The organism is Paraflavitalea sp. CAU 1676 (assembly GCF_029223285.1).
Lineage (GTDB): Bacteria > Bacteroidota > Bacteroidia > Chitinophagales > Chitinophagaceae > Paraflavitalea.
In genome coordinates, this window is the sequence record NZ_JARHUJ010000006.1 from 410419 (window position 1) to 433127 (window position 22709).

General features: G+C 44.4%; 17 protein-coding genes. 8 read left to right on the forward strand and 9 right to left on the reverse strand.

Annotated elements, in window-relative coordinates:
• Nucleotides 1-42 precede the first annotated feature (42 nt).
• Both P2H89_RS21445 and P2H89_RS21450 read left to right on the forward strand, forming a co-directional pair.
• A complete protein-coding gene (locus P2H89_RS21445; RefSeq protein WP_275830717.1) occupies nucleotides 43-1245 on the forward strand; it encodes a hypothetical protein in 1203 nt (400 codons plus the stop codon).
• Nucleotides 1246-1333: 88 nt separating this feature from the next.
• Nucleotides 1334-2335, forward strand: a complete 1002-nt coding sequence (locus P2H89_RS21450) for a sugar phosphate isomerase/epimerase family protein (protein WP_275830719.1) — start codon at nucleotides 1334-1336, stop codon at nucleotides 2333-2335.
• An 87-nt stretch (nucleotides 2336-2422) separates the two neighbouring features.
• On the opposite strand, the gene cydB is transcribed toward P2H89_RS21450, so the two are convergent.
• The 4 genes from cydB to P2H89_RS21470 form a co-directional block, all read right to left on the reverse strand.
• Nucleotides 2423-3457, reverse strand: coding sequence for a cytochrome d ubiquinol oxidase subunit II (gene cydB, locus P2H89_RS21455; RefSeq protein WP_275830721.1), 1035 nt, complete (start codon nucleotides 3455-3457; stop codon nucleotides 2423-2425).
• A gap of 11 nt (nucleotides 3458-3468) precedes the next feature.
• Nucleotides 3469-4848: a cytochrome ubiquinol oxidase subunit I gene (locus P2H89_RS21460; protein WP_275830723.1), complete on the reverse strand. Its 1380-nt coding sequence runs from the start codon at nucleotides 4846-4848 to the stop codon at nucleotides 3469-3471.
• A gap of 182 nt (nucleotides 4849-5030) precedes the next feature.
• The gene (locus tag P2H89_RS21465; RefSeq protein ID WP_275830725.1) at nucleotides 5031-5537 is read right to left on the reverse strand and encodes a DUF2480 family protein; all 507 of its coding nucleotides are present in this window, start codon (nucleotides 5535-5537) and stop codon (nucleotides 5031-5033) included.
• Between the two features lie 157 nt (nucleotides 5538-5694).
• A complete protein-coding gene (locus P2H89_RS21470; protein WP_275830726.1) occupies nucleotides 5695-7821 on the reverse strand; it encodes a peptidylprolyl isomerase in 2127 nt (708 codons plus the stop codon).
• A gap of 877 nt (nucleotides 7822-8698) precedes the next feature.
• On the opposite strand from P2H89_RS21470, the gene nadA reads away from it, so the two are divergent.
• Both nadA and P2H89_RS21480 read left to right on the forward strand, forming a co-directional pair.
• On the forward strand, nucleotides 8699-9709 hold the full coding sequence (nadA, locus tag P2H89_RS21475) for a quinolinate synthase NadA (RefSeq protein ID WP_275830728.1): 1011 nt from the start codon (nucleotides 8699-8701) through the stop codon (nucleotides 9707-9709).
• A gap of 101 nt (nucleotides 9710-9810) precedes the next feature.
• Complete coding sequence (locus P2H89_RS21480; RefSeq protein ID WP_275830730.1) at nucleotides 9811-10284, forward strand: GAF domain-containing protein; 474 nt, start codon at nucleotides 9811-9813, stop codon at nucleotides 10282-10284.
• An 88-nt stretch (nucleotides 10285-10372) separates the two neighbouring features.
• On the opposite strand, the gene mnmG is transcribed toward P2H89_RS21480, so the two are convergent.
• Both mnmG and ybeY read right to left on the reverse strand, forming a co-directional pair.
• Nucleotides 10373-12235 carry a tRNA uridine-5-carboxymethylaminomethyl(34) synthesis enzyme MnmG gene (mnmG, locus tag P2H89_RS21485; protein ID WP_275830732.1) on the reverse strand — a complete coding sequence of 621 codons (1863 nt, stop codon included), beginning with the start codon at nucleotides 12233-12235 and terminating at the stop codon, nucleotides 10373-10375.
• Between the two features lie 2036 nt (nucleotides 12236-14271).
• Nucleotides 14272-14709: an rRNA maturation RNase YbeY gene (gene ybeY / locus P2H89_RS21490; protein ID WP_275830734.1), complete on the reverse strand. Its 438-nt coding sequence runs from the start codon at nucleotides 14707-14709 to the stop codon at nucleotides 14272-14274.
• A 143-nt stretch (nucleotides 14710-14852) separates the two neighbouring features.
• Between ybeY and P2H89_RS21495 the strand changes: the two genes are divergently transcribed.
• From P2H89_RS21495 to P2H89_RS21510, 4 genes are all read left to right on the forward strand, one after another.
• The gene (locus P2H89_RS21495) at nucleotides 14853-15080 is read left to right on the forward strand and encodes a FeoA family protein (protein ID WP_275830736.1); all 228 of its coding nucleotides are present in this window, start codon (nucleotides 14853-14855) and stop codon (nucleotides 15078-15080) included.
• A 107-nt stretch (nucleotides 15081-15187) separates the two neighbouring features.
• Nucleotides 15188-15763: a nicotinate (nicotinamide) nucleotide adenylyltransferase gene (nadD, locus tag P2H89_RS21500; RefSeq protein WP_275830738.1), complete on the forward strand. Its 576-nt coding sequence runs from the start codon at nucleotides 15188-15190 to the stop codon at nucleotides 15761-15763.
• A gap of 277 nt (nucleotides 15764-16040) precedes the next feature.
• Entirely contained in the window at nucleotides 16041-16946 is a 906-nt protein-coding gene (locus P2H89_RS21505) for a serine hydrolase (RefSeq protein WP_275830740.1), read from the forward strand.
• 52 nt (nucleotides 16947-16998) lie between these two features.
• Nucleotides 16999-18270, forward strand: coding sequence for a chromate transporter (locus tag P2H89_RS21510; RefSeq protein ID WP_275830742.1), 1272 nt, complete (start codon nucleotides 16999-17001; stop codon nucleotides 18268-18270).
• An 84-nt stretch (nucleotides 18271-18354) separates the two neighbouring features.
• On the opposite strand, the gene P2H89_RS21515 is transcribed toward P2H89_RS21510, so the two are convergent.
• The 3 genes from P2H89_RS21515 to P2H89_RS21525 all read right to left on the reverse strand — a co-directional run bounded on the left by P2H89_RS21515 (nucleotide 18355) and on the right by P2H89_RS21525 (nucleotide 22618).
• Nucleotides 18355-18609 (reverse strand): hypothetical protein, encoded by a 255-nt coding sequence (locus tag P2H89_RS21515; RefSeq protein WP_275830744.1) that lies wholly within the window; start codon nucleotides 18607-18609, stop codon nucleotides 18355-18357.
• A gap of 239 nt (nucleotides 18610-18848) precedes the next feature.
• Nucleotides 18849-19481: a response regulator transcription factor gene (locus P2H89_RS21520; RefSeq protein ID WP_275830746.1), complete on the reverse strand. Its 633-nt coding sequence runs from the start codon at nucleotides 19479-19481 to the stop codon at nucleotides 18849-18851.
• 59 nt (nucleotides 19482-19540) lie between these two features.
• A complete protein-coding gene (locus P2H89_RS21525) occupies nucleotides 19541-22618 on the reverse strand; it encodes a two-component regulator propeller domain-containing protein (protein ID WP_275830748.1) in 3078 nt (1025 codons plus the stop codon).
• Between the last annotated feature and the right edge of the window lie 91 nt (nucleotides 22619-22709).

Consider the following 22709-nt stretch of genomic DNA (forward strand, 5'->3'; position numbering starts at 1 on the left):
GATTGCTCTCTAGGTTATCCAAAACAATACATTAGCCGCATTATGAAACTACTTCTCTGCATTATCGCTATTGGGGTGTCATCCGCTACACAGGCGCAGCTCGATAAAAACCCGTACCGGTTTAAGGAAGCAATCGACTCAAGTCTGCAACGGGATACAACGCCCTGGAAATACCAGTTTGCCGCAGACGACCTTTCGCGCATGGGCGCTTATTTCGAAATGCTGGCCCTGGCCGATTCTTCCAACGGCGGCCGTGGCCGCAATAGAAGGCTTTCTCCCGAAGACTCGATTTACCTTAGCCGGTTTAAGCCCCAAAGCGCCAGGGAGTACATTCTGGAAAGGGCTAAAAAAGAACAGGTCATCATCATCAACGAAGCGCATCATCAACCACTTCATCGCACATTTACTACTTCTTTACTGAAAGGGTTGTACAACGAAGGTTACCGCTATCTGGGTCTGGAAACCTTCGGTTATATCGACACAACGCTCCATCAACGAAAATATCCCACGTGGTCAACCGGATGGTATATGCGTGAGCCGCAGTTTGGCAACCTCGTGCGTGAAGCTTTACGTGTAGGTTTCACAGTTTTCCCCTATGAAACTGATGAAAAGCGAAACGGTGGATTTCACAATAACAAAGAACGCGAAATTGACCAGGCGAAGAATATTACAGACTTCATGAAAACCCATCCTGGCAAATACCTTCTTCATGTTGGTTATTCACATGTCGTTGAAGGACCCTACCCGGCGTGGGAAAAAGCAATGGCCGGCAGATTGAAAGAGTATACCGGTATCGACCCCTTTACCATTAACCAGGAAGCGCTAACCGAGCATTCGGCACCTAAGTTTGAACTCTCCGATTACCCATACATATCTGCAAGTGTTCCTTCTGTACTAGTGGATGGTGCGGGGTCTTACTATAATGGCCTTGCCCGCGATAGCTCCTATGATATCCGCCTTTACCATCCCCGCACGAGGCTTATTCACGGACGACCCCATTGGCTGTCGCTCGCTGGGCATCGAAAAGCTTACTTTATTCCGGAAAATAAGTTGACAGTAGAATTTCCACTCCTCGCGAAAGCCTATGTGGCGGGCGAAAATACAGGTGATGCGATTCCGTATGATGTAATTGAAATTGAGCAATCCGGACTAAAAAAAGCGTTGTTCCTTGAAAAAGGTAAGTATACATTGTTATTGCAGGACAGGCAGGGACACACGCAGCAAATGAACATCAGCATTCGTTAAGCGGGTACGCGAATTTTCGCTTTTAATGTCGTATTTTCAGTCTCCCTGAGATCATTTCCATTAATTGCTATTCGAAAAAACATTTGCTATGTCAACCAATCGTCGTCGTTTTCTTCAACAGCTGGGTGGCCTTGCCGCCGGCTTTGGTGTCGTATCTACAGGTTTAGCTGCCTGTGGAGGCAACGAACCTTCTTCAGATACTACCAAAGCAGACTCTGTAAGCACTCCTGCTGCCACTGCAGCAGGTAAGCTATTTTTTGAAATTTCGCTGGCTCAATGGTCCCTGCACAAACCACTGTGGGAAAAGAAACTGGATAATCTTGACTTTCCGCTCGTAGCCAAAAGAGATTATGGCATTAGCGTGGTGGAATATGTAAACCAATTTTTCAAAGACAAGGCCAAAGATGAAAAATACCTGGCCGAACTTTTAAAGCGGTGTAACGATAATGGTGTGAAGAACCATCTCATTATGTGCGATGGTGAAGGTTCGCTGGGGTCGCCCAACGATAAGGAAAGATTGCAGGCTGTGGAAAACCATTATAAATGGGTAGATGCTGCCAAATACCTCGGGTGTGTTACCATTCGTGTCAATGCCCACGGTGAAGGAAGCCGCGAAGATGTGCAGAAAGCAGCCATCGATGGTCTCGGCCGCCTGGGCGAATATGGTGCTAAAGCAGGCATCAATGTAATTGTGGAAAACCATGGGGGTTATACTTCCGATGGAGCCTGGCTGGCCGCTGTTATGAAAGGCGTCAACAAACCCAATGTGGGTACCCTGCCCGACTTTGGTAATTTCTGCATCAAGCGCGATGGTAAAGGCATGTTCGACGGCAAGTGTGTGGAAGAATACGATCGATATAAAGGCACGCAGGAACTGATGCCCTACGCCAAAGGAGTAAGTGCAAAAGCATATGATTTCGATGCACAGGGTAATTGCATTGAAACTGACTATAACAAAATGCTGAAGATCGTGAAGGATGCAGGCTTTACCGGCTACATCGGTATCGAGTTTGAAGGCGACAAGTTAAGTCCTGAAGAAGGCATTAAGAAAACCAAGGCCCTTCTTGAAAGAGTGGGTGCTATTGTGTAAATAAAAAACGGTCAGCTCCTGGAGCTGACCGTTTGCTTTATGAATACGCTGTAATATTTCTGATCCGGAATTGTGGCAATAACTGCACTAGTAACTCATTTCATCCAGCTTTACCTTTCCCTTAAAGGTCCAGAATACGAAAGATGTATAAATGGCCACCAGTGGCGTGCCGATCACCGCAATGGTTAATAGTATCTTCATCGTCTTGTATGATGAAGCCCCATTGTGCACAGTGATACTATTCGCAGGATTTACCGTTGAATACAATAAATAAGGGTACACTTCCAAAGCTACCATGATGAGCAGCAATGCAATGGTTATGGCCGAACTGATAAATGCATACCGGTATTTCCCTTTCTTTATCTGACGGGGTATATTGGCGATGCTCAGCACCATCAGACAAGGAATAATAAAAGCTGCCGGATTGGTGCGGAAAAAATCGCTGAGGTGCGGTACATATAGTAATGTGTATAAAGTTGTGATCACAAAACTGAGCACGAAGAAAATAATAAAGTTGCGCGACAGGATCCGCAGCCTTGCATACAATCGTTTCTCTGTCTTCATGGTTAGATAGATAGAACCATGTACCATGAAAAGCGCCAAGGTAGTGATCGACACCATGAAGGCAAATGGGTTGAAAAACGATAGCCAGTTACCTGCAAACTCCTTGTTCTCATCAAGCGGAATACCGAGCGCCACGTTGCCCAACATTAGGCCTAATGATAGGGCAATAATGATACAGGCGCCGCAATAAACGATATCCCAGGTTTTGCGCCACCATAACATTGGTTCCTTACTCCTGAATTCGATGGCGACTGCCCGAAAGATGATCCCAATGAGAAATACCATAAAGGGCATATAAAATGCCGAGAAGATGGCGGCATAGGCCACCGGAAAGCCGGCAAACAGTGCCCCGCCCCCAATCACCAGCCATACTTCATTACCATCCCAAACCGGGCCAATTGCATTGAGCGCGATCCGGCGGCTTTGCTCTTTTCTTAATAAAAGGTGGAGGGCACCCGCGCCAAGGTCAAAGCCATCGAGAATGGCATACCCGCTAATCACACCCCCGAATACGAGGAACCACCAAACATTATAATCCAGGCCAAGAAATGTTTCCATAATCATGCATGTTAGTGTACTAATAAAGGGTTGTCTCGTTTACTGCCTTCTTCAATATCTTCTTTCGTTCCATAGTCTACCGGACCATGAACGATCTTCTTATTAAGCAGGTATAGAAATAGGATGAAAAGCAACAGATAGACCACCATGAACATAATGAGTGAGAATAGTACTTGGTTGGCAGTAACGGCTTTTGAAAGCGCGTCGGAAGTTCTCAGCAGTCCGTACACCACCCAGGGCTGCCGGCCCATTTCGGCAGCAAACCAGCCAGCCTGGTTGGCAATTTGTGGCAAAAGCACTGCCCACACGAAGATCCAAAGCACCCAGCGTTTATCGAACAGTTTATTCCGAAAGTGAAGCCAGGTGCCGAAAAGAGTCAGCGCGATCATCGTCATGCCGATACCTACCATGATATGGTAAAACTGAAAAATGGCATTGACCTGCGTAGGGCGGTTTTCTTTGGGAAAGGCGTTCAATCCTTTTATAGGAGTTTTAAAATCTCCATGGAGTAAAAAGGAAAGGCCGCCGGGAATTCGAATACCGGTAGTTTGCTGGGTTTTGTTATTGACATATCCCAGGAGGTACATATCGCCGGTGGCCAGAGAGTCGTAATGACCTTCAAGGGCGGCAAGTTTGGCGGGTTGGTTTTTAGCTACACCATCAGCGCTCTTATGGCCTGCCGCCAGTTGAAGCAAGGAACAAATGGTGGCAGTGAATAAGGCTATTTTAAAAGAAGGTTTAGCGATGTCGAGGTGTTTGTTCTTTAAAATGTACCAGGCATTTACACTCAACACCAAAAAGGCACCCGCCAGGAAAGCGCCTATCCACACATGGGTGAGCCTTTCAACACTGGAGGGGTTGAATACCATGGCCCAGAAGTCGGTAATTTCCGCTCGTGCGTTCATGCCTTCGCCGACAATCCGAAAGCCGGCAGGCGTTTGTTGCCAGGAGTTGGCCACCACGATCCAAACTGCGGAGAACATGGAGCCCAGGAATACCATGATGGCAGAGAAAAAATGGACTTTAGGTCCTACCCTGTTCCAACCAAAAATGAGGATGCCGAGGAAGCCGGATTCAAGGGCAAATGCGAAGATGCCTTCTGCGGCCAGTGCGCTTCCAAAGATATCTCCAACGTATTTAGAATAAGTGGCCCAGTTGGTGCCAAACTCAAATTCCATGATAATACCCGTGGCTACACCGATACCAAAGATGAGTGCAAAGATCTTGATCCAGAAACGGGTGATCTGTTCGTACCGTTTGTCGCCTGTTTTCAGGTACATGCCCTCGAAGATCACGAGGAGCAGGCCCAGGCCAATACTGAGCGGTGGATAGATGTAATGAAATGCAATGGTAAATGCGAATTGTATACGCGATAATATTTCTACATCCATGAGAAGAAATGTTTGTTTTAGGACCTGTTAGCCGCAGTTCCCCCGATCTGACAATAGCCCGGTGTAGCACGCCTCAATCATGGCCGCACTATGAGGGGCACACAAAGCAATACGGCAAAAACTGGTTGGTGAACTTTGGTATAAAAAAACGTCCCACCGTATATGGCAGGACGTTCATACAATCATTTCTTTTTGAAGATGGGGACCGTGCTACACGGCTCGCCATACATGATGCTTTTGGCTACCGGCCTCAATTTCTTGGTGATCTCGAGGTAGGCAAATTCTCCGATCGGTACATCACCACACCCTTTCACTACCACACGTTGATCGATATATTGGTCGGCAGGGATAGCCTCTATATTTCGTACAAAAAGCTGCTGTCGGGCAGTTTGTTCATTTCCGAAGATGATGTCTTTTGCAACGGGCTGCAGGTAGGTAGCTACCAGCATATAGGCCCACATAGGTATAATGGCTTCGGCGGAACAGGTGACAGCCACAACTTTATCACCGTAAACAGTCCAGTCCAATTGCTGCATCGCCGTACGGAAATCCTTTTCTTTAAGGATCATACCCATGAAGAGATGAGGTTTCAGGTCAAATACCGCTATTTCATCTTTAGGATAGTATTCCTCCAGATCCAGTGTTATGAGCCCACTGGCAGCAACTTTATTGATAATCTCATCACTCATGCAAAACGCCGTTTCCGAATATTAACAAAGTTACATCGTAATTGGTTGATGTAAAAGGAAAAGCAACAGGATTTATCCTAAATGAAGATCCCGTTCTCGCGCCGTTTGGTACAACGGGTAAGAACGGGATCTCCATAATATTATATGTTATAGTCGCTTAGTAGAACTTATAGCGGTTATCGGTAATATCAGCAGCACGCTTCAATGTTTCGATTACCATATAGCTGGCCCTTTGGATCTGCTGGGCAGCCATTTGCTGTTGGGTTTTTATATCCAATCCTGCACTTGGCAGGGCACTAATATTGTTTACCTTGATATAGAACACACCCATTTCACCGAAAATAGGGTCAGATACTTTTGACTGGTAATTTTTGTTGAAAGAAGCACCGATTAGCTTGCTTTCATTTCCCAGGTTCTGTATATATCCGGCAGAGAACTGAATACTGTCGAGTTGCTGAACTGGTTGGTTCATTGCTTTTGTTACGGCGTCGAGAGAAGCAGCTGTTCCTACTTTCTGAGCAATTTGCTCGGCTTTCTTCTGGTTACGCACTCTGTATTCAACCAAAGGTCTTGCCCTTTCTACAGACATAGTACCTTTTTCGTAGCTGTTTACAAGAACAGGTACTATGTATTTGTCGCCGATGAAGAAAGGTTGTGCTGATACATCACCGACCTTGGCGTCGTTGTAGATCCAGCGAACCAGTTCACGGCTGGTACCCAGTCCTGGGATGTTGCTTTCCAGCGGAGAAATATCGTAGGCATTGAACTTGGTAAGGTTCTGCTTTTTGATATTGTCTTCAAACTGTTGCCTGCTGCGGCTTTCGGCTGCAAATGAAGAAGCTTGCTGGTGCGCTGTATTGGTAGTGAGATCACTGGGGTACACAGGTTGAGAGAAATAGGCGATATTATAAGCAGGTGAAGAGCCTTTCTGAGAAAGCACCTCTATATAGTGATAACCAAACTCAGTTTTCACTACTCCCTTTGAACCAGTGGGACGGTCGAAGATAAAATTGTTGAACTCTTCGGTCATGCGGCCTGTTACTAAATTATCATAAACACCGCCCTGGTCTTTATTACCGTCGTCGGAGTATTTGGCGCAGAGGGTATCGAAATTGGCACCATTCCTGATTGCCCCTTCAACACTATCTACAATACGCTTTGCAGTAGAGTCCAAACGAACAGGTACAAATTCACCCGAACGCTGATCGCGGGTATGGGTAGCTACCAGGATGTGGCGAACCTTTACAGTGTCGGGCCATTGCTTTACACTTACCATGCGAGCCAGGGCATAGGAATTTCCATCAAGGTAGGGTCCATAAACTCCACCTACAGGTGTTTTCGCGATCGAATCAATTTTCTCGATCTTAATTTCCTTACGGGTAATATTGCTTGCATAATAAGGAGCCTGACTGTTTTCGCGCAACAGGAAAGATTTGATGTCGCTGATAGTAGCGAAAGAATCTTTCAGTTTTTCCACGCGATCTCTTACTGCCGCAGAGTCGGCAGTGCTGGGTGCAGCATTGAATAACACATATTCTACACCGCGGCTCTTTTCTTGTTTGAATGCTTCCTTGTGTTCGTCAACGAATTTGCGGATATCGTCATCAGAAACTTTGACAGTAGAATCGGCAATGCTCGCGTAAGGAACATTTACATAAGAAATGCTCGCGATCTGGCTATTGTCATTGTTTCTTTTTTCGATAAGCCATTTGGGTACGTAGTAGCTTTTGCCGATCATACCGACAAACTTTTCACGGATACGTTGCTTTGCGAGGGCAGGTACAAACTCACCCCAGAAATTATTGAACTCAGGTGAGCCTTTCTTCAATCCACGAATTGCCTTATGCGCTTCGTTTGCATCATAAACACCGGTTTGCGGATTAGTGAATTGCTGACGCAGTTGTTGGGGAGGATTTACTCCATATAATATATCTCCTTTCTCCTTGTCACTGATCTCGAATCCGAGCTTGTCCATTTCCTTATCAAGTATAGCATTCTCCACATATTCGTTCCAAAGACTTTCACGGATCTGCTGACGGAAGTTTTCATCAACTGGCTGACCATTGGCGGCATAGTTAGCTTCCGCTACACTTAGCCTTTTCTCAAATTCCATATAGTCTACCTTTTTGCCGTTTATCTTCCCTAAGGTAGTTGACGGACCACTGAATAATCCACCACCTCTTCCACTAAAGGCATCCTGAACGATAAAGGCGATCAATGCTAAAGCAATCGCTGCAATAATGATCCACGCGGCTTTGTCGCGAATGGTCTGAATAATAGCCATATAATATTATGTTACTCCCGTTGTTTTAAGCGGATGGCAAAAATAGGGGAAAAAATATTATGAACAAATTGTGGAAAACCGGGTCAAATATGCACCAACACAGCGTTTTATGGTGTTGAGTATATGGCAATTATGATTGAAATGGATTATCTATTTTAGACGCCATTTTACTGGTCCGGAAGGAAGTGGCGCCGGCTCGGCGTCTGGGGCCAGTATTGAAACTGGTATTGGACCAGGAAGTACGGGAATGTATTACTTTCTGGATCATATTGAGAATGGGGGTACACAAGCTTCGTTTTTCGGGAGTTCTTTGGATAAGCTGGCTTTCTACCACCAACCTGGGTGTCGAAGTATTTGGAGTGATGGTGGAATACAGGGGAAGAGGCTGGATATCGATGTAATCCACAGGCAATTTGTGGAAAATGATGGCAGTTTTTCAGGAGTTCCTGGTCGATTTTGGCGTGAAACGTCCATGTGAAAACAGTTTCCCCGGCTTTTCGTGCATAACTGCGAAATGCGGTGGAAAACCCCGGATTTTGCCCTCCGGATTTCGTGGATAGTTGGATCAAAAGTCACGGACTAAGGGTTTTCACTTTGGGTGGTGTACAAAAAGCCTTAGTTATTCCACCTCCATTAACACCCATATTGTGCTGTGGATTGTGTTTATTTATACCGGTGGATTTTAATCCACAGACGTGGAAAAGCGCATTAGATGCACAACCAGCGGGATATTCTGATTGTTAATGGATTGTGGAAAACAGTGGATAAAGCTGTTGTTGTAACTTTACCAAAATTTGTGAGAGACCATTTATCCACGAATCCACAGCCGTAATAGTAATAGGTTATTTATAAAATAATAGAAGTAATAATAAATACTATGGGAGATATACACATAGGAGAAGCAAAAGAGAATATTGCAAGAACAGGTTTTCTTGACGTGGATGTTGACCCGTCGTTGGATTTGTTTGGAGAAATAGAGCGTTTGAAAAAAGAAAAAAATGCGATTGTGCTGGCGCACTATTACCAGGAGCCCGATATCCAGGATGTGGCGGATTATATCGGGGATAGTCTGGGATTGGCGCAAAAGGCGGAAAAGACCGATGCGGACATCATTGTTTTTGCCGGGGTGCATTTCATGGCCGAAACGGCGAAGATCCTTAATCCGAACAAGAAGGTGCTGCTGCCGGATCTTAAAGCAGGATGTTCACTGGCAGATAGTGCGCCGCCGGAGCTGTTCAGGCAGTTTAAGGCAAAGCACCCCGATCATCTGGTGATTTCGTATATCAACTGCACTGCAGATATAAAAGCCCTGAGCGATATAATCTGTACTTCGAGCAACGCGGAGAAGATTGTGGAGAGTATTCCCGTTGACCAACCGATCATCTTCGCACCCGATAAAAACCTGGGGTCTTACCTGATCAAAAAGACGGGACGGAATATGGTATTGTGGAATGGTGCGTGCATGGTGCATGAGATATTTAGTCTCGAGAAGCTCACCAGACTCAAAATAAGGCACCCTAAGGCGAAGATAATAGCGCACCCGGAGTGTGAGGAGCCAATCCTAAGGATCGCCGATTATATAGGCTCTACGACAGGATTATTGAAATACAGTCAGGAAGACGATGCAAAGGAGTATATCGTGGCAACAGAAACGGGCATTTTGCACCAGATGCAGAAGGCAAGACCGGATAAAACCTTTATTCCTGCTCCGCCCGACAATAGCTGCGCTTGCAATGATTGCCCTCACATGAAACTGAATACGCTGGAGAAGTTGTATCTGTGCATGGAATACGAGTTGCCGGAGATAACGATGGATGAGAAGTTGCGGTTAGCTGCGAGGAAGCCCATAGAAAGGATGCTTGAGATCAGTGCGAAATATGGATTATAGTGTTATCCACGGGTTTCAGTGTTATTTGTGATAAATTAGTAGCGGATTGTGGAGAAGTTGGGGTGTTTTATATATTTAATGTTTTTGTAATTTAATTTAGTATGGCAGAAGATTTGGTTGTGTCGAAGGGGTCGAAGGTGGAACAATACGATTCGCTGATTTCACAGATTAAAGGATTGCTGGATGGCGAGACAGATGTGGTAGCAAACCTGGCAAATGTAGTCGCGGCTTTGAAGGAACAGTTTGGGTGGTTTTGGGTAGGGTTTTATTTGGTAAAAAAGAATGAATTGGTTTTAGGGCCTTTTCAGGGACCAGTTGCGTGTACTCGTATTCGTTATGGACGTGGTGTCTGTGGGGCTAGTTGGGAACAAGAGAAAACTTTGATCGTTCCAGATGTTGAGAAGTTTCCGGGGCACATAGCATGTAGTAGTTTATCGAGATCCGAGATAGTGGTTCCGGTTGTGCGTGATGGAAAGGTGATTGGTGTTTTGGATGTTGATAGCAGCGAGTTGGATGAATTCGATACTGTCGATCAGAAATACCTGGAGCAGATCATTTCGTTGATCGTATTTTGAACAGTTGAATTTGAGGTAGAAGTTTTTAAATAGAAAGTCACCGGTTGTAGTGTTGAACTACTTGCCGGTGACTTTTTGTTTGTATTCATTAGCGGCCCATGTAAACCATAAGAATCTGAACGTCGCTTGGGTTTACACCACTGATACGGCTGGCTTGTCCAAGTGTACGTGGTCGAATACGTTTGAATTTCTGGAGTGCTTCGTTCGATAGAGCGGCAACCCTTCCGTAATCGAAGTTCTCCGGAATATTTAGATCCTCCAGTTGGCTCATCCGTTTTACAATCTCTTTTTCTTTCTCGATGTAGACATCGTACTTGACTTGGATTTCCGCTTGTTCTATAGTGTCGCGGTCAAAACCAATCAGTGCGTTTTGAATTGTAGGTAAATGTTGCTGCATTTCAGTGAGTGAAATGTTTGGACGCAGCAACACCTGCACACTCTTTTGTTTGTGAGGTAAGGGTGCTGAATTTCTGGATTGTAAGAAGGTATCTGCCTCGGTCGGGTCGAGGGAAAGTTCTTTTAAAATTGTCTTTATTTTTTCTGCGCCATTCCTCTTTTCAATGACCTTGTCCATTCTATCCTGGTCAGCGAGCCCGAGTTTGTAACTCATTTCGGTGAGCCTGAGATCCGCGTTGTCCTGCCGAAGTAATGTCCTGTATTCTGCCCGGGAGGTAAACATACGGTATGGTTCTTCAGTGCCTTTACTGATCAGGTCATCTATTAATACTCCGATATAGGCATCACTTCTTTTTAGGATTACTGGTTCTTGTTCCTTTACTTTTTGATGAGCGTTGATCCCGGCCATTAGTCCCTGACAAGCTGCTTCTTCATATCCGGTTGTTCCGTTGATTTGTCCGGCAAAGAATAGGTTGCTGATTAATTTAGTTTCAAGTGCGTGAGTTAGCTGAGTTGGTGGAAAGTAATCATATTCGATGGCATAGCCTGGGCGGAACATGCGTACGTTCTCAAAGCCTGGAACAGTTTGAAGGGCCTTGTATTGGACGTCCTCAGGAAGGGATGTTGAGAACCCATTGACGTAGATCTCTACCGTGTTCCATCCTTCAGGTTCTATGAAGAGTTGATGACGGTCGCGTTCTGCAAAGCGATTGATTTTGTCTTCAATGCTTGGGCAATACCTTGGTCCTACCCCTTCGATTCTTCCTGTATACATTGGGCTGCGATCGAACCCAGTTTTAAGGATGTCGTGAACAACCTGGTTTGTGTAGGTAACCCAGCAACTTCTTTGTTCTTTGGGTTTAGCTACATCCTTATAAGAAAAGCCGACAATATCGTCGTCGCCTTTTTGTTCTTCCATTTTAGTGTAGTCTAGGCTCCTTCCATCTACACGGGGAGGTGTACCGGTTTTGAGACGATCACTTTCGAAGCCGAGTTCAACGAGTTGTTCGGTAATGCCGGTAGCTGCCTTTTCTGCTACCCTACCCCCACCGAAGCGTTTCTCTCCGATATGGATTACACCGTTCAGAAAGGTTCCGCTGGTAACGACGACTGCCTTGGCTTTTACTTCATGGCCGAGACCCGTAACAACTCCACAGGCTCGATTATCTTTTATAATGATAGAGCGCACCATGTCCTGGTAGAAGTCTACATTAGGTGTTAGCTCCAGCATTTCTCTCCAGGTTGCTGCAAAGAGCATACGATCATTTTGTGAGCGTGGGCTCCACATGGCAGGACCTTTGGATTTATTAAGCATGCGAAACTGGATCATGCTCTTGTCGGAGACTATGCCGGAGTAACCTCCGATGGCATCGATCTCACGGACGATTTGACCTTTAGCTATTCCTCCCATAGCTGGGTTGCAGCTCATTTGGGCAATGGTCTGCATGTTCATGGTCACTAAGAGTACTTTTGACCCTAGGTTGGCTGCGGCTGCAGCGGCCTCACATCCTGCGTGACCGGCTCCTACTACTATAACATCGTATTCTGGAAACATAGGCTGCAAAATTACAGTAATGCTGGGTGTTTCCGAGTTTTAGTGTTTCACGTGGAACTTATTTAAGGCTTAAGCTTAACCTCCCTTATTGAAATTATTAACCTTTTTTATTAGTAGGATTAGGATTTGACTGATTTGGAGGGTAAGGGTTAAGAGGACTACTGAAGTCTGGTAGAATTATCTTCACTATGATGACGGATAGCTCTGCATTCTGGAGGATGATACTTTTTTTGGCCGGTACTTAGGGAGAGCTATGTCGGTGGAGTTGCTGGAAATACGCAGGATACCATTTTTGGATGTTGGGTGGAAGATGAATTGTTTTATGGAGGGTTAGGATTAATGGTAGGGTTTACGCGGTTCTGGGACTCAGGGGCATTGAGGATGGACGAGTGCTTAAGGGTACTGTAAGTGGGTGGGGAGTTTGTTGGAAGAGTTTACCAGGTTTGTGGGGTCTAAGGTCGTGTGCTAAGGAGTATTGTAGTCAGGAGTATGGTTGGTTCCACGTGGAACGTGTGAAAATGTAATTGTGTCCGATATAAAGCCCCGGTTTTGTGAAAGGTCTCTACAGCTAAAGACTTTAGACTTGAAAACTCTTTGACAGCCTAGAATCACTATTATTTTCCATGAAAAACACCCAATCTTGCCTTATCTCTTTTCTCTTCTTCACTATGTTATCCAGTTTTGACCTTATGAGGTGTAGTCATGTGAGCATTGTAAGCTTGTCTGAATATTCCTTCCGACGATATCCAGTCCAACAAAATGGCTATGATGTAAATAGCTAATAGTTGATTACAGTTATTAGAATGCTTCCGTCTAAAAGTAAATACCCTTTATCTCCTACCGGGTTCCCAGAATCGCTATGTCTTCCTAATCCACCTAGAGGATTTTCAGTATTAATTGGGTTACAAGCACCATGGCGGCTGAACCTGCCACCAGCAGCGGCAGATAAGTAGACCTCCAAACTCCTTTCGGTAAGTTGGTATCATGCAGATTTAGCGTATGCCGAATCTAACCCCATAAGTTGCTTCCGGATCTCGGATTATTCTGATCTCTACCCCCAACTGTCAAGGAGAAAATTGCTTAACAAGTCTCCTTTACCTCCCCTACCTGCACAGGATACCTTATTAGACCCGTCAATGAAGTTAATTGAAGCCGCGATCGGAGGTAAAGAGATTGACACCTTTCATGGAAATACTCAAATAGAATGGCGATATCTTCAACGGTAGGAGTACTCTAATTTCTGCAAGACCCAGTAACCGGACAAATGAGTGATGGTAAACATTAAAACTTGATAGTCAATGCGCTACTTTTTTAAATGCTTTACTGCCCCGCCAATGGGGAAACCATTTTCAAAAGTGCTTTAGGTTCATTTTCATGAAGTAAATGGTATCAACAAACACCCCATTTACATACTTGACCGAATAATCTAAAGGGCTTCTCCTATTCATTTTTTAATAATAGTCACGCCAAATTCAATGAATAGGATTAAGGGCCCAATTTCCCCATGCTTATAGTGGAATGACCATCTGTCCATTGAACGATACATGAACCAACTAACCTGAAGTTGCCAAACTTGACCGGAGCTCGTTTATATCATTGGACATACCCCGAAGCTCCACACCAGTTGATTAAGATGAATCGAGGCCGCTTTTAGGTATTGGACAATCTTTCAGAAGGGAGAACTATAACCTTCCCTGTAAGAAGTAATATTTCACAGTGATCCGAAGTAAGGAGTACACTTTCTAAACAGTAAAAATCAGGAAGCGAAATAGAATAGGCAGAAGCATTCAAAAGTCCCTCCGCATTGTACTTAGGAAAATGGGAAGAAATCAATGAGGTGGGAACAGCGGCTATGTTTTATTAGTTGCCTAATTATTCATTGGTGAGGCAGCTCCCTTTAAACAAAGAGAAACGGATGAAGTAGCTTAATAAAGCGGAGATTAAATAGAAACATGAAGGCGATCATCAAGGGTATTGATAAATCCCTGCGCAAAATGTGATCTCACTTATGCCGTCAAAGGCAGCGTCCTAATAATCTAAAGGGCTTTTTTATACCTATCCAGGTATTTAGTTTCCATACTACGCATCACTTCCTCCTCTTTTTTGGACTTGTCCTTATAGCCGCAGAGATGCAAAGCTCCATGGAGGATTACCCTGTGAAGTTCATCAGTTAATGAACTATCGAACTGAATTGCGTTATCCTTCACTCTGTCAATGCTGATGTAGATCTCTCCGTTAACTGGGCCCTTTTTGTCTGCCAGATTAAAGGTTATGATATCTGTGTAGTAATCGTGTTTGAGATATTGACGATTGATCTCAAGGAGATATTCATCCGAACAGAAGATGTACCGAAGGCCTTCAAGCTTTGTACCTTCTCTTCTAAAAAGGGCTCTCAAAAACTTCTTTAACGCGGTGCGGTTCCTGAGGGTTGCGGGTTCAAGAAAATGAAAATCGACAGATGCTAATGTTGCCATAAGTTTCGAAAATCGTAATCAATATTAGAAGATACAAAGCTACATTTGTTGTTGTGAACCTGTACAATATAGGGCCTGCGAATGATCCATTTCGTACCTCAGGTGTTATTATATCCGGGTTGAGCGATCATAAATACAGCAAAATGAAAAGATTATCTGAGTTAAGGTCCGGAGGAAAAGGAAAGATCATGTCATTCGAGGATAACGATCTCTTTTTAAAGCTCATGGAAATGGGTTGTGTGCCTGGCGAAACGGTTAAGGTTGAACAAATTGCACCACTAGGCGATCCCATTTCTATCAGTGTGGCTGGATACAATCTGAGCCTTCGACTCAATGAAGCAGATAATATTTTCATTGAGGAAATGGCATAACTCAAGAGACTAATCAGGTTTATATAAACTGTCTATTGCCGATAAGCCCTTTTCAATTCAGGGCCGCTTCGCATTTTGCAAAACCAAAAGCACTATTATCACCTGGTATGAAAGTCGGTCTGTATTTTGGTTCCTTCAACCCCATACACCATGGACATCTTATCATTGCACAGCACATGGTGCAAAATACCGACCTTGACCAGGTTTGGTTCGTCGTTTCGCCGCAAAATCCCCTCAAACCTTCTGCAGGATTACTCAATGAGTTTCACCGACTGTTTTTCATCCAGCTGTCAATAGAGCAATCCCACCAGCTTAAAGTAACAGATATAGAGTTTCGCCTTCCCAGACCGTCGTTTACTGTAGATACCCTCACCTACCTCGCTGAAAAATATCCGCAACATCGGTTCGCAGTAATCATGGGAAGTGACAGTTTTGAAAACCTACCCCGTTGGAAAAACTACCAACATATCCTCTCGAACTATCCCATATATGTCTATAGACGCCCTGGCCATGACGTGACAGATTCATATGACGGAAGCCAGGTAGAGGTACAACAGGCCCCCATGCTCGAAATATCTGCCACCCATATCCGCAACACGATCAAGGCTGGTAAATCGATAAGGTATCTTGTACCGGATAAGGTCGCAGAAGAGATCGAACGTAACGGATATTACAAGTCCTAGTACATTCCGCGTTTCGAAATACTTACTAGCTGTTCGGCATTTAAGCGCATAGAAATCCTACAAAGAGCTTCACTCAGATGAGAAGAAGAATAGGAATGCGACTACTAAGTCTTTTATGACTCTAACTGTAGTTTCACTGTATAACGGTTATATATACAGTAGAATTGGTTTAAGGATTATATGGCATTGCACGAAACCCTTACTGGTACTATATTTTGAGCAGAATTGAATATTAGCATTTATATTAGTGAACTCTATTCAAAACAAATAAACTACTATGCAATTCTGCAGGTCTTTATTGGTGTTACTATTTCTTATTGTGTCGTTATTTCAATTAAGTGCACAAACACGCACTGATAAAAAACTGCAGAAAAAAATAAATCAACTCGTCAGTGACCTCAGGTTGCGAGGGGTAGCAGGCATATATGTCAAGAATCTCCGGACAGGCAAGGTGGCCGCTTTTCAACCCGATACTGTGTTCCCCACAGCAAGCATTGTAAAAGTGCCGATCGTGGTAGGCATAATGGATAAGATTGAAAAGGGGGAGCTTTCTTACAACCAGGAATTGATTTACAAGGATTCACTGTTATATGCCGGTGTCGATATACTGGGTTCTTTTAAAAGTGGCGAGAAGATCGAATTGAGCAAGCTCATTATGTTGATGCTCACCATGAGCGATAACACGGCAAGTTTGTGGTTGCAAAGTCTGGCAGGAACAGGCAGTCGGATCAATGAAATTCTTGATAGTCTCGGATTGCAATATACCAGGGTAAATTCCCGAACACCGGGCCGTGATGCCGACAGGAGACTATTTGGCTGGGGACAAACAACACCTCGTGAAATGACCACTCTTCTGGAAAAGATCTACAAGGGTGAAGTAATTAGTAAAAAAGCGAGCGAGCGAATGCTTCGTGTTTTAGGCAGAAACTATCATGATGTAAATGGCATATCTCAAATTCCACCTAATGTGTTCGTAGCTTCAAAAACCGGAGAAGTAAACCAATCCCGGAATGAAACATTGTTGGTAATGGCTCCCAGTGGCCCCTATGTATATACGATTAACACCAAGAATCTGGAGGACCAAAGCTGGGCTTCCAGTAATGAAGGCTGGGTATTGTGCCGTAAGTTGTCAGCTTTGCTATGGGCATATTTTGAGCCTCACTCAAAGTGGAAAGCAGAATAATTCCTGGCTTTGATAAGTTTAGTACCTTTCAGGCATTGCGTGGAATGTATTCATGGTACTGTTACGACATATTTCATTCTTAAAAGCTGTTTTCTTTCATAGCATCTCGGCCTTTGGTGGCCCACAGGGTCATTTCGGCATGGTGATGAAAACCTTTGTGCATCAACGCCGGGATGTAACTGAAAAAGAGGTGCTGGATTACAATTCATTTTGCCAGCTTCTACCAGGCGCCTCTTCTACTCAGGTATTAACACTCATTGGGTATAAACGAGGAGGAGTTTCTCTGGCTGTGTTAACCTTGCTCATCTGGATCTTTCCGGCCTGTTTTCTAATGGGCGCATTTTCATTCCTTTTGCAATATTTTGACACAAGGGCCCAGGGAGCTAGCATGTTCAAGTTCATCCAACCCATGGCAGTAGGCTTTCTCGCTTTTGCCGCCACTAAATCTTTCCGGTTGGCTATTCACAATACCATTACAATAGTCATCCTGATAATAAGTGCTATAGTAACATTCTTTCTCTTTAAAAGCCCTTGGGTATTTCCCATTCTGATCGTTGCCGGCGGATTTGTGACTAATCTCAGTGATAAAAGGATCCCACAAAAAGGAGTGCCACCGAAACAGATCAAATGGGGCAACATCTGGATGTTCGCCATCCTATTCATTTCGGCCGGTGTAGTGAGTGAATTGGCACGTATCCAGGACTGGCCCAACCGTAGGCCCCTCAACCTGTTTGAGAATACTTATCGTTTTGGAAGTTTGGTTTTTGGAGGGGGCCAGGTATTGATTCCCATGATGTATGAGCAGTATGTCGAGAGGCCTAAATCCGAAATGGTTATTCGTAAAAATCAATTTAAGAAGGAAAATGTAATCAGTATCGAGCGAGACGATTTCTACACCGGTGCTGGCATAGTCAGAGCCATTCCAGGTCCGGTCTTTTCCATTGCCTCTTTTATGGGAGGCATGTCTATGAAAGATAAAGGAAGCGCCTGGCAAATACTGGGTTGCATAATAGGATCTGTAGCCATTTTCTTGCCGAGTGCATTATTGGTATTATTCTTTTTCCCCATATGGCACAATCTGCAGCGCTATGCGGTCGTATTCCGGGCATTGGAAGGAATTAATGCTGTGGTCGTGGGGATAATGATTGCTTCGACTTGTTATATGATGAAGGACATTTCACTTACAGAATTCAAAACACTCAGTTTATTGAATATAGGGGTGATCATTGGTACCTGGCTGCTTTTGTCTTTTACACGCATCCCCTCCCCTGTCATAGTGTTCATCTGTTTATTGTTGGGTTGGTTGTCCGGCCTATGGACATAAAAAATCCCGCCTTACGGGACGGGATAGTAAACCACCCTTGAGAAAAAACTGCCTGATAAAAAGTTGTTCTTTATACTAAGCTGCTTAGAGCATTTTGTGTAAAACTTCAACCGGGAAGATCATGTATTCCGGGCTTGACGGTAAGTATTGTGCCACCTCCTTCACTGGTTGCACCTGATCTTTATGGTCTGCTTCCTTCAGTTCAGGAACAACGCCCTTCTTCCATTCCTCATGACAGTCTTCCTGCCACCGCGCTTTTTTACTACCTGCTGCTATTACAAGAATAGCAAAACAACCAAGAAAGGCCACCATCGCCACCGCCTGCATCGACTGTTTCATGATTATTTGATTTGTGTTTGATGTAGCAAAACTACCGCGCACAATCCCGGCTGGCAATAGCATAAAGATGTGAAACGCGTACTGTCCTCAATGCACCAAACAATAGGGGCATCACATATTTGCTGGATGGCAAGTCCATTGGTTTGCCATCGAATCGGTCGTGTCTGGCAATAAAACGGCTCTGGTAGCACCTTTGCGGGCACTACCGATATTAACTACTAACACTAACGAACAACCTGTTAAACGATCTTGTCTTTAAACGCCTTGGCTACGGCTTCACTCTTGGAGTTGACGTGGAGTTTTTCGTATATCTTTTTGATATGTGACCGAACTGTATCAATTGAAATGAACATTTCGGAGGCGATCATTTTGTAGCTATAACCATTGACCAGCCACTGCAATACCTGTTTTTCCCTTTCTGAAAGGTGATAGTCGCTACTGGTCTGGTTGTGCGCCTGTGAAAACATCTTTAATACCTGTGTCGCGATGGATGAACTCATTGGAGCACCACCAGTGTGTGCTTCCTGAATATACTCAAGTAATTTGGCAGGGGGCGTTTTTTTAAGGAGATATCCGTTTGCTCCATTTTTAATAGCGTCAAATACGTTTTTGTTATCGTCAAAAACAGTAAGCATAAGTATCTTGACATCCTGGTTAGTCTGGCGAATCAACTTCAAACCCTCGATGCCATTGGTTCCCGGCATATCAATATCCATTAAAATAACATCGGGCTTTAACGCTTCCACCTCACTCACCACATTGTTGCAGTTCTTGAAAGTGCCGATGACTTCAAATCCCTCGGAACCATTCAACAGCATGGCCAACCCTTCTCTCAGTTGGGGATTGTCCTCATATAATATCACATTGATCATCCAGGGTGATTTTTAGATTACAAAGCTACTTATTTATTCTCCGGACGGCAACCACATAATTATGTCAAAGGCACATCCAGCAAGACTTTCGTTCCTTTTCCCGGACTCGATTCGATGGCAAGCGAGCCATTCAACGATTGAGCTCGTTTCCGCATGTTGTATAGACCGTTGCCGCTATCTGCCTGTTGCACGTCAAATCCGACGCCATCATCCATGATCTTCATAATTAGGCGTTCTTTAATAATCGAAATATCGATGGTGGCATGCTGGCATTGGCTGTACTTAGCGAGGTTGTTGACCGCTTCCTTGAAAAGGAGGAAAAAATCTCGCCTGGCCTCCATGTCAAGTTTTAGGTTTTGAACTTCCTCATCCACCCGGAAGGTGAAGTCGATATTCCTGGCTTCTAAAACGCCGGTCGCAAACTCCCGCATACGGGCAGCAATACGCTGCATATTGTCATTCATGGGGTTGATGCTCCAAACGATATCATCCATGGCTTCCATCATCCGGCTGCTGTTGTCACTGATCTTGGTGAGGTATTCGCTGGTTTTCTCGCTATCCTTATCCACCTTCATTTTGGCCATTTCACTTAAAATGTTGATCGTGCTCAAAGTAGAACCCATGTCGTCATGGAGATCCCTGGCAATCCTCGTCCTTACACGCTCCATACCCAACAACTGGTCAACCCGCAGCCTATGGATAAAATAGATCAACGCGGCAATGGCGATCACGATTAGCATTAGGAACCACCAGGTAAGCCAAAACGGCGGACGTATATAGATTTTTAAAGAAGTAATGTTCTTCGATTCCACCCCATCAGCATTTTCGCACATCACCCGGAAGGTGTAATTACCGGGAGGTAAGGCGGTATAACTGGCAAAAAGCCCCTTGTCAGGTCTAATCCATTCTTTATCAAACCCGTCCAGTTGATAGTAATAAACGATTTTGTCGCGTTGCAAAAAACTAAGGGCAGCAAACTCGATCGTAATGGAGTTTTGGGTATAGTTGAGCACTACCTTATCCAGCTTCATGATAGAATCTGGGGCCAGGTAGTTATTGAATAATTTGAAATCTGTAATGGTAACATCCAGTGGCGGCGCTGAGCTATAAGCCAGTTCAGGCTGGAAGTAGACGAAATTGTGCGAATTGCCGAAGATCAATTGACCGTTATGCAATCGGGTGCTCGCATTGTGTCGGAAATTACCATAAACGATGCCATCCTTTTGATTGAACAACGTGAAAATCTGGCGTTTATAATTATATCGGCAAATACCATCCGATAAACCCAGCCATAGGTTATTCTCCTTATCTTTTTCAATGCTGGTTACACTCATGCTGGGCAATCCGTTATCGGTGGTAATCAACTGGATATTTCCCGTTTTCTGATTGATCAAACTTAACGCACCACTGCTAACGAAGAACAAACTGTCATCATACTGAACAATATCTCCAGCTATATCAGCATATAGAGATTTACCTGGGCCGCCGTTCTTATCATAGTGGGCAATCACTTTACCCGACTCGGCATTGAGGGTAAATACACCTTTCATGTGGGTACACAACCAAATGGAGCCGCTCTTGTCACAGATCATTTTGTAAATGATCGTATTTACATTTTGCAACAGTTTGAACCCCTGTAAAAATCCCGCGCCATAACCTGCAGACGGATTCCATCGAATTATATGACCATACTGAGTTGCAAGTAAGATATTGCCAGCCTTATCTTCAGTGATCTGTCGAATAGTCCGGTCTTCGGCCAGCGGGACTTTGTAAAAGATAGACTTATTGGTTAGCGGATCATAAATAATAATCCGCCCGCCCTGGCATCCAATCCAAATGCGGCCACTCCTTTTCTCTTCATGCAAACTCCACTGTAAAAAATAGTCTCTTTCACCCGCGGGCATTCCCTTTAAAACTGCGTTCTGAATAGGAAGGAAATTACTGTCGCAGGAAAGGGTTCCTAGACCCCAGGAAGCAACCAGCAATTTATTTTCCCTCGTTTGAAGAAATGCATTCGGTTGCAGTGTAAGCCTGGAACTTCCGTTAGTGGGGCCATCCATAACGATACTATGAAACAACTGCCGGGCCGAGTTAATTACAAAAACCCCTTCGTCGGTACCGATCCAGCAGTTCTGCTCACGGTCTTCGTACATACAATAAATTATATCGAACCTGATATCATAGTCGTCGATGTAATCTTGCCGTATATATTGAAAGCGTTTGGTTAATGTATCGTATGCTTCCAGATATTTTGTTCCGTATGTCCATAGTCGACCATTCGACTCCTGCATAAAACCATGCATTTCTTTATAAACACCAGTGTTGGTTTTCAGCCCGGCAGTGTCATTACTAAGTTTATTGGAATCAAGATTGAAGCAATAAAACTTTTCATCCTGAGTAGGACTCCAGGTGGTAAGCCAAAAGCGGTCTTTTTTGTCGATAAACATCACTGTCACGGGATCCCTGAACAAAGGATTATCAAGGATTGGCAAGCCTTCTGTATTGTGACCAAAATAACTCAACGATTTAGACCGGATATTGTATTGGGCCAGTCCCGAATCGGTTGCCATCCAGTAATTACCACTATGTGGATCTTCCAGTATTTTTCGAACGCTCCAACCCTTCGGGGTTTGGATCCGGCTATTGTCCTTCTTGAATGTATTGGTTTTCCAGTCGTATGCCAGTACCCCCAATTGAGTAATGATCAGAAAGATATTACCCTTACTATCCAGCCAAAGAAAATACTCCGCTCTTGGTGCCACAGCACCACCAGGTTCAATGATCGCTTTTTTATACTTGAAGTTTACAGGATCGAAAATACCAACCTCCTGTTCGGTTCGTACCCAGAAATGATGATTGATATCTACTGCCACCTGCTTAATGGGCGCAGCGGGCAAATAACTCTTATCACCTACAGGAGGGCGAAACATAACGGCTTTGCGTCCATCGTATCGTTGCAAACCATTGGCAGTTCCTAGCCACATAAAACCCTTTTGATCCTGCAGGATGCTATAAACGTGGTTGGAAGCAAGGCCGTCTTTGGTTGAAATTCTGTTGAAGACGTATTTCCTGTGCTGCGCTTGCAGCAAGGAAGGCAGCCAGGCCAGCAAAAGGCTGTATACTGATATTTTGAACAAGGGAGTGGGTGTATGTATAATCAAAAATAAAAATCCCCGGATTCTTTTGGGATTTTGTTTCCGCAAACCACACAGATATGTGATACCACTT

Excerpts from the sequence above, each read along its gene's own strand:
- mnmG (WP_275830732.1), bottom strand. The coding sequence starts at position 12,235 with ATGTTTCCAGAATACGATGTTATAGTAGTAGGAGCCGGTCACGCAGGA.
- P2H89_RS21515 (WP_275830744.1), bottom strand. The coding sequence starts at position 18,609 with ATGAAACAGTCGATGCAGGCGGTGGCGATGGTGGCCTTTCTTGGTTGT.
- P2H89_RS21520 (WP_275830746.1), bottom strand. The coding sequence starts at position 19,481 with ATGATCAATGTGATATTATATGAGGACAATCCCCAACTGAGAGAAGGG.
- cydB (WP_275830721.1), bottom strand. The coding sequence starts at position 3,457 with ATGGAAACATTTCTTGGCCTGGATTATAATGTTTGGTGGTTCCTCGTA.
- P2H89_RS21465 (WP_275830725.1), bottom strand. The coding sequence starts at position 5,537 with ATGAGTGATGAGATTATCAATAAAGTTGCTGCCAGTGGGCTCATAACA.
- P2H89_RS21460 (WP_275830723.1), bottom strand. The coding sequence starts at position 4,848 with ATGGATGTAGAAATATTATCGCGTATACAATTCGCATTTACCATTGCA.
- P2H89_RS21495 (WP_275830736.1), top strand. The coding sequence starts at position 14,853 with ATGAAAAGATTATCTGAGTTAAGGTCCGGAGGAAAAGGAAAGATCATG.
- P2H89_RS21470 (WP_275830726.1), bottom strand. The coding sequence starts at position 7,821 with ATGGCTATTATTCAGACCATTCGCGACAAAGCCGCGTGGATCATTATT.
- P2H89_RS21480 (WP_275830730.1), top strand. The coding sequence starts at position 9,811 with ATGGCAGAAGATTTGGTTGTGTCGAAGGGGTCGAAGGTGGAACAATAC.
- nadA (WP_275830728.1), top strand. The coding sequence starts at position 8,699 with ATGGGAGATATACACATAGGAGAAGCAAAAGAGAATATTGCAAGAACA.
- P2H89_RS21510 (WP_275830742.1), top strand. The coding sequence starts at position 16,999 with ATGGTACTGTTACGACATATTTCATTCTTAAAAGCTGTTTTCTTTCAT.
- nadD (WP_275830738.1), top strand. The coding sequence starts at position 15,188 with ATGAAAGTCGGTCTGTATTTTGGTTCCTTCAACCCCATACACCATGGA.
- P2H89_RS21450 (WP_275830719.1), top strand. The coding sequence starts at position 1,334 with ATGTCAACCAATCGTCGTCGTTTTCTTCAACAGCTGGGTGGCCTTGCC.
- P2H89_RS21505 (WP_275830740.1), top strand. The coding sequence starts at position 16,041 with ATGCAATTCTGCAGGTCTTTATTGGTGTTACTATTTCTTATTGTGTCG.
- ybeY (WP_275830734.1), bottom strand. The coding sequence starts at position 14,709 with ATGGCAACATTAGCATCTGTCGATTTTCATTTTCTTGAACCCGCAACC.
- P2H89_RS21445 (WP_275830717.1), top strand. The coding sequence starts at position 43 with ATGAAACTACTTCTCTGCATTATCGCTATTGGGGTGTCATCCGCTACA.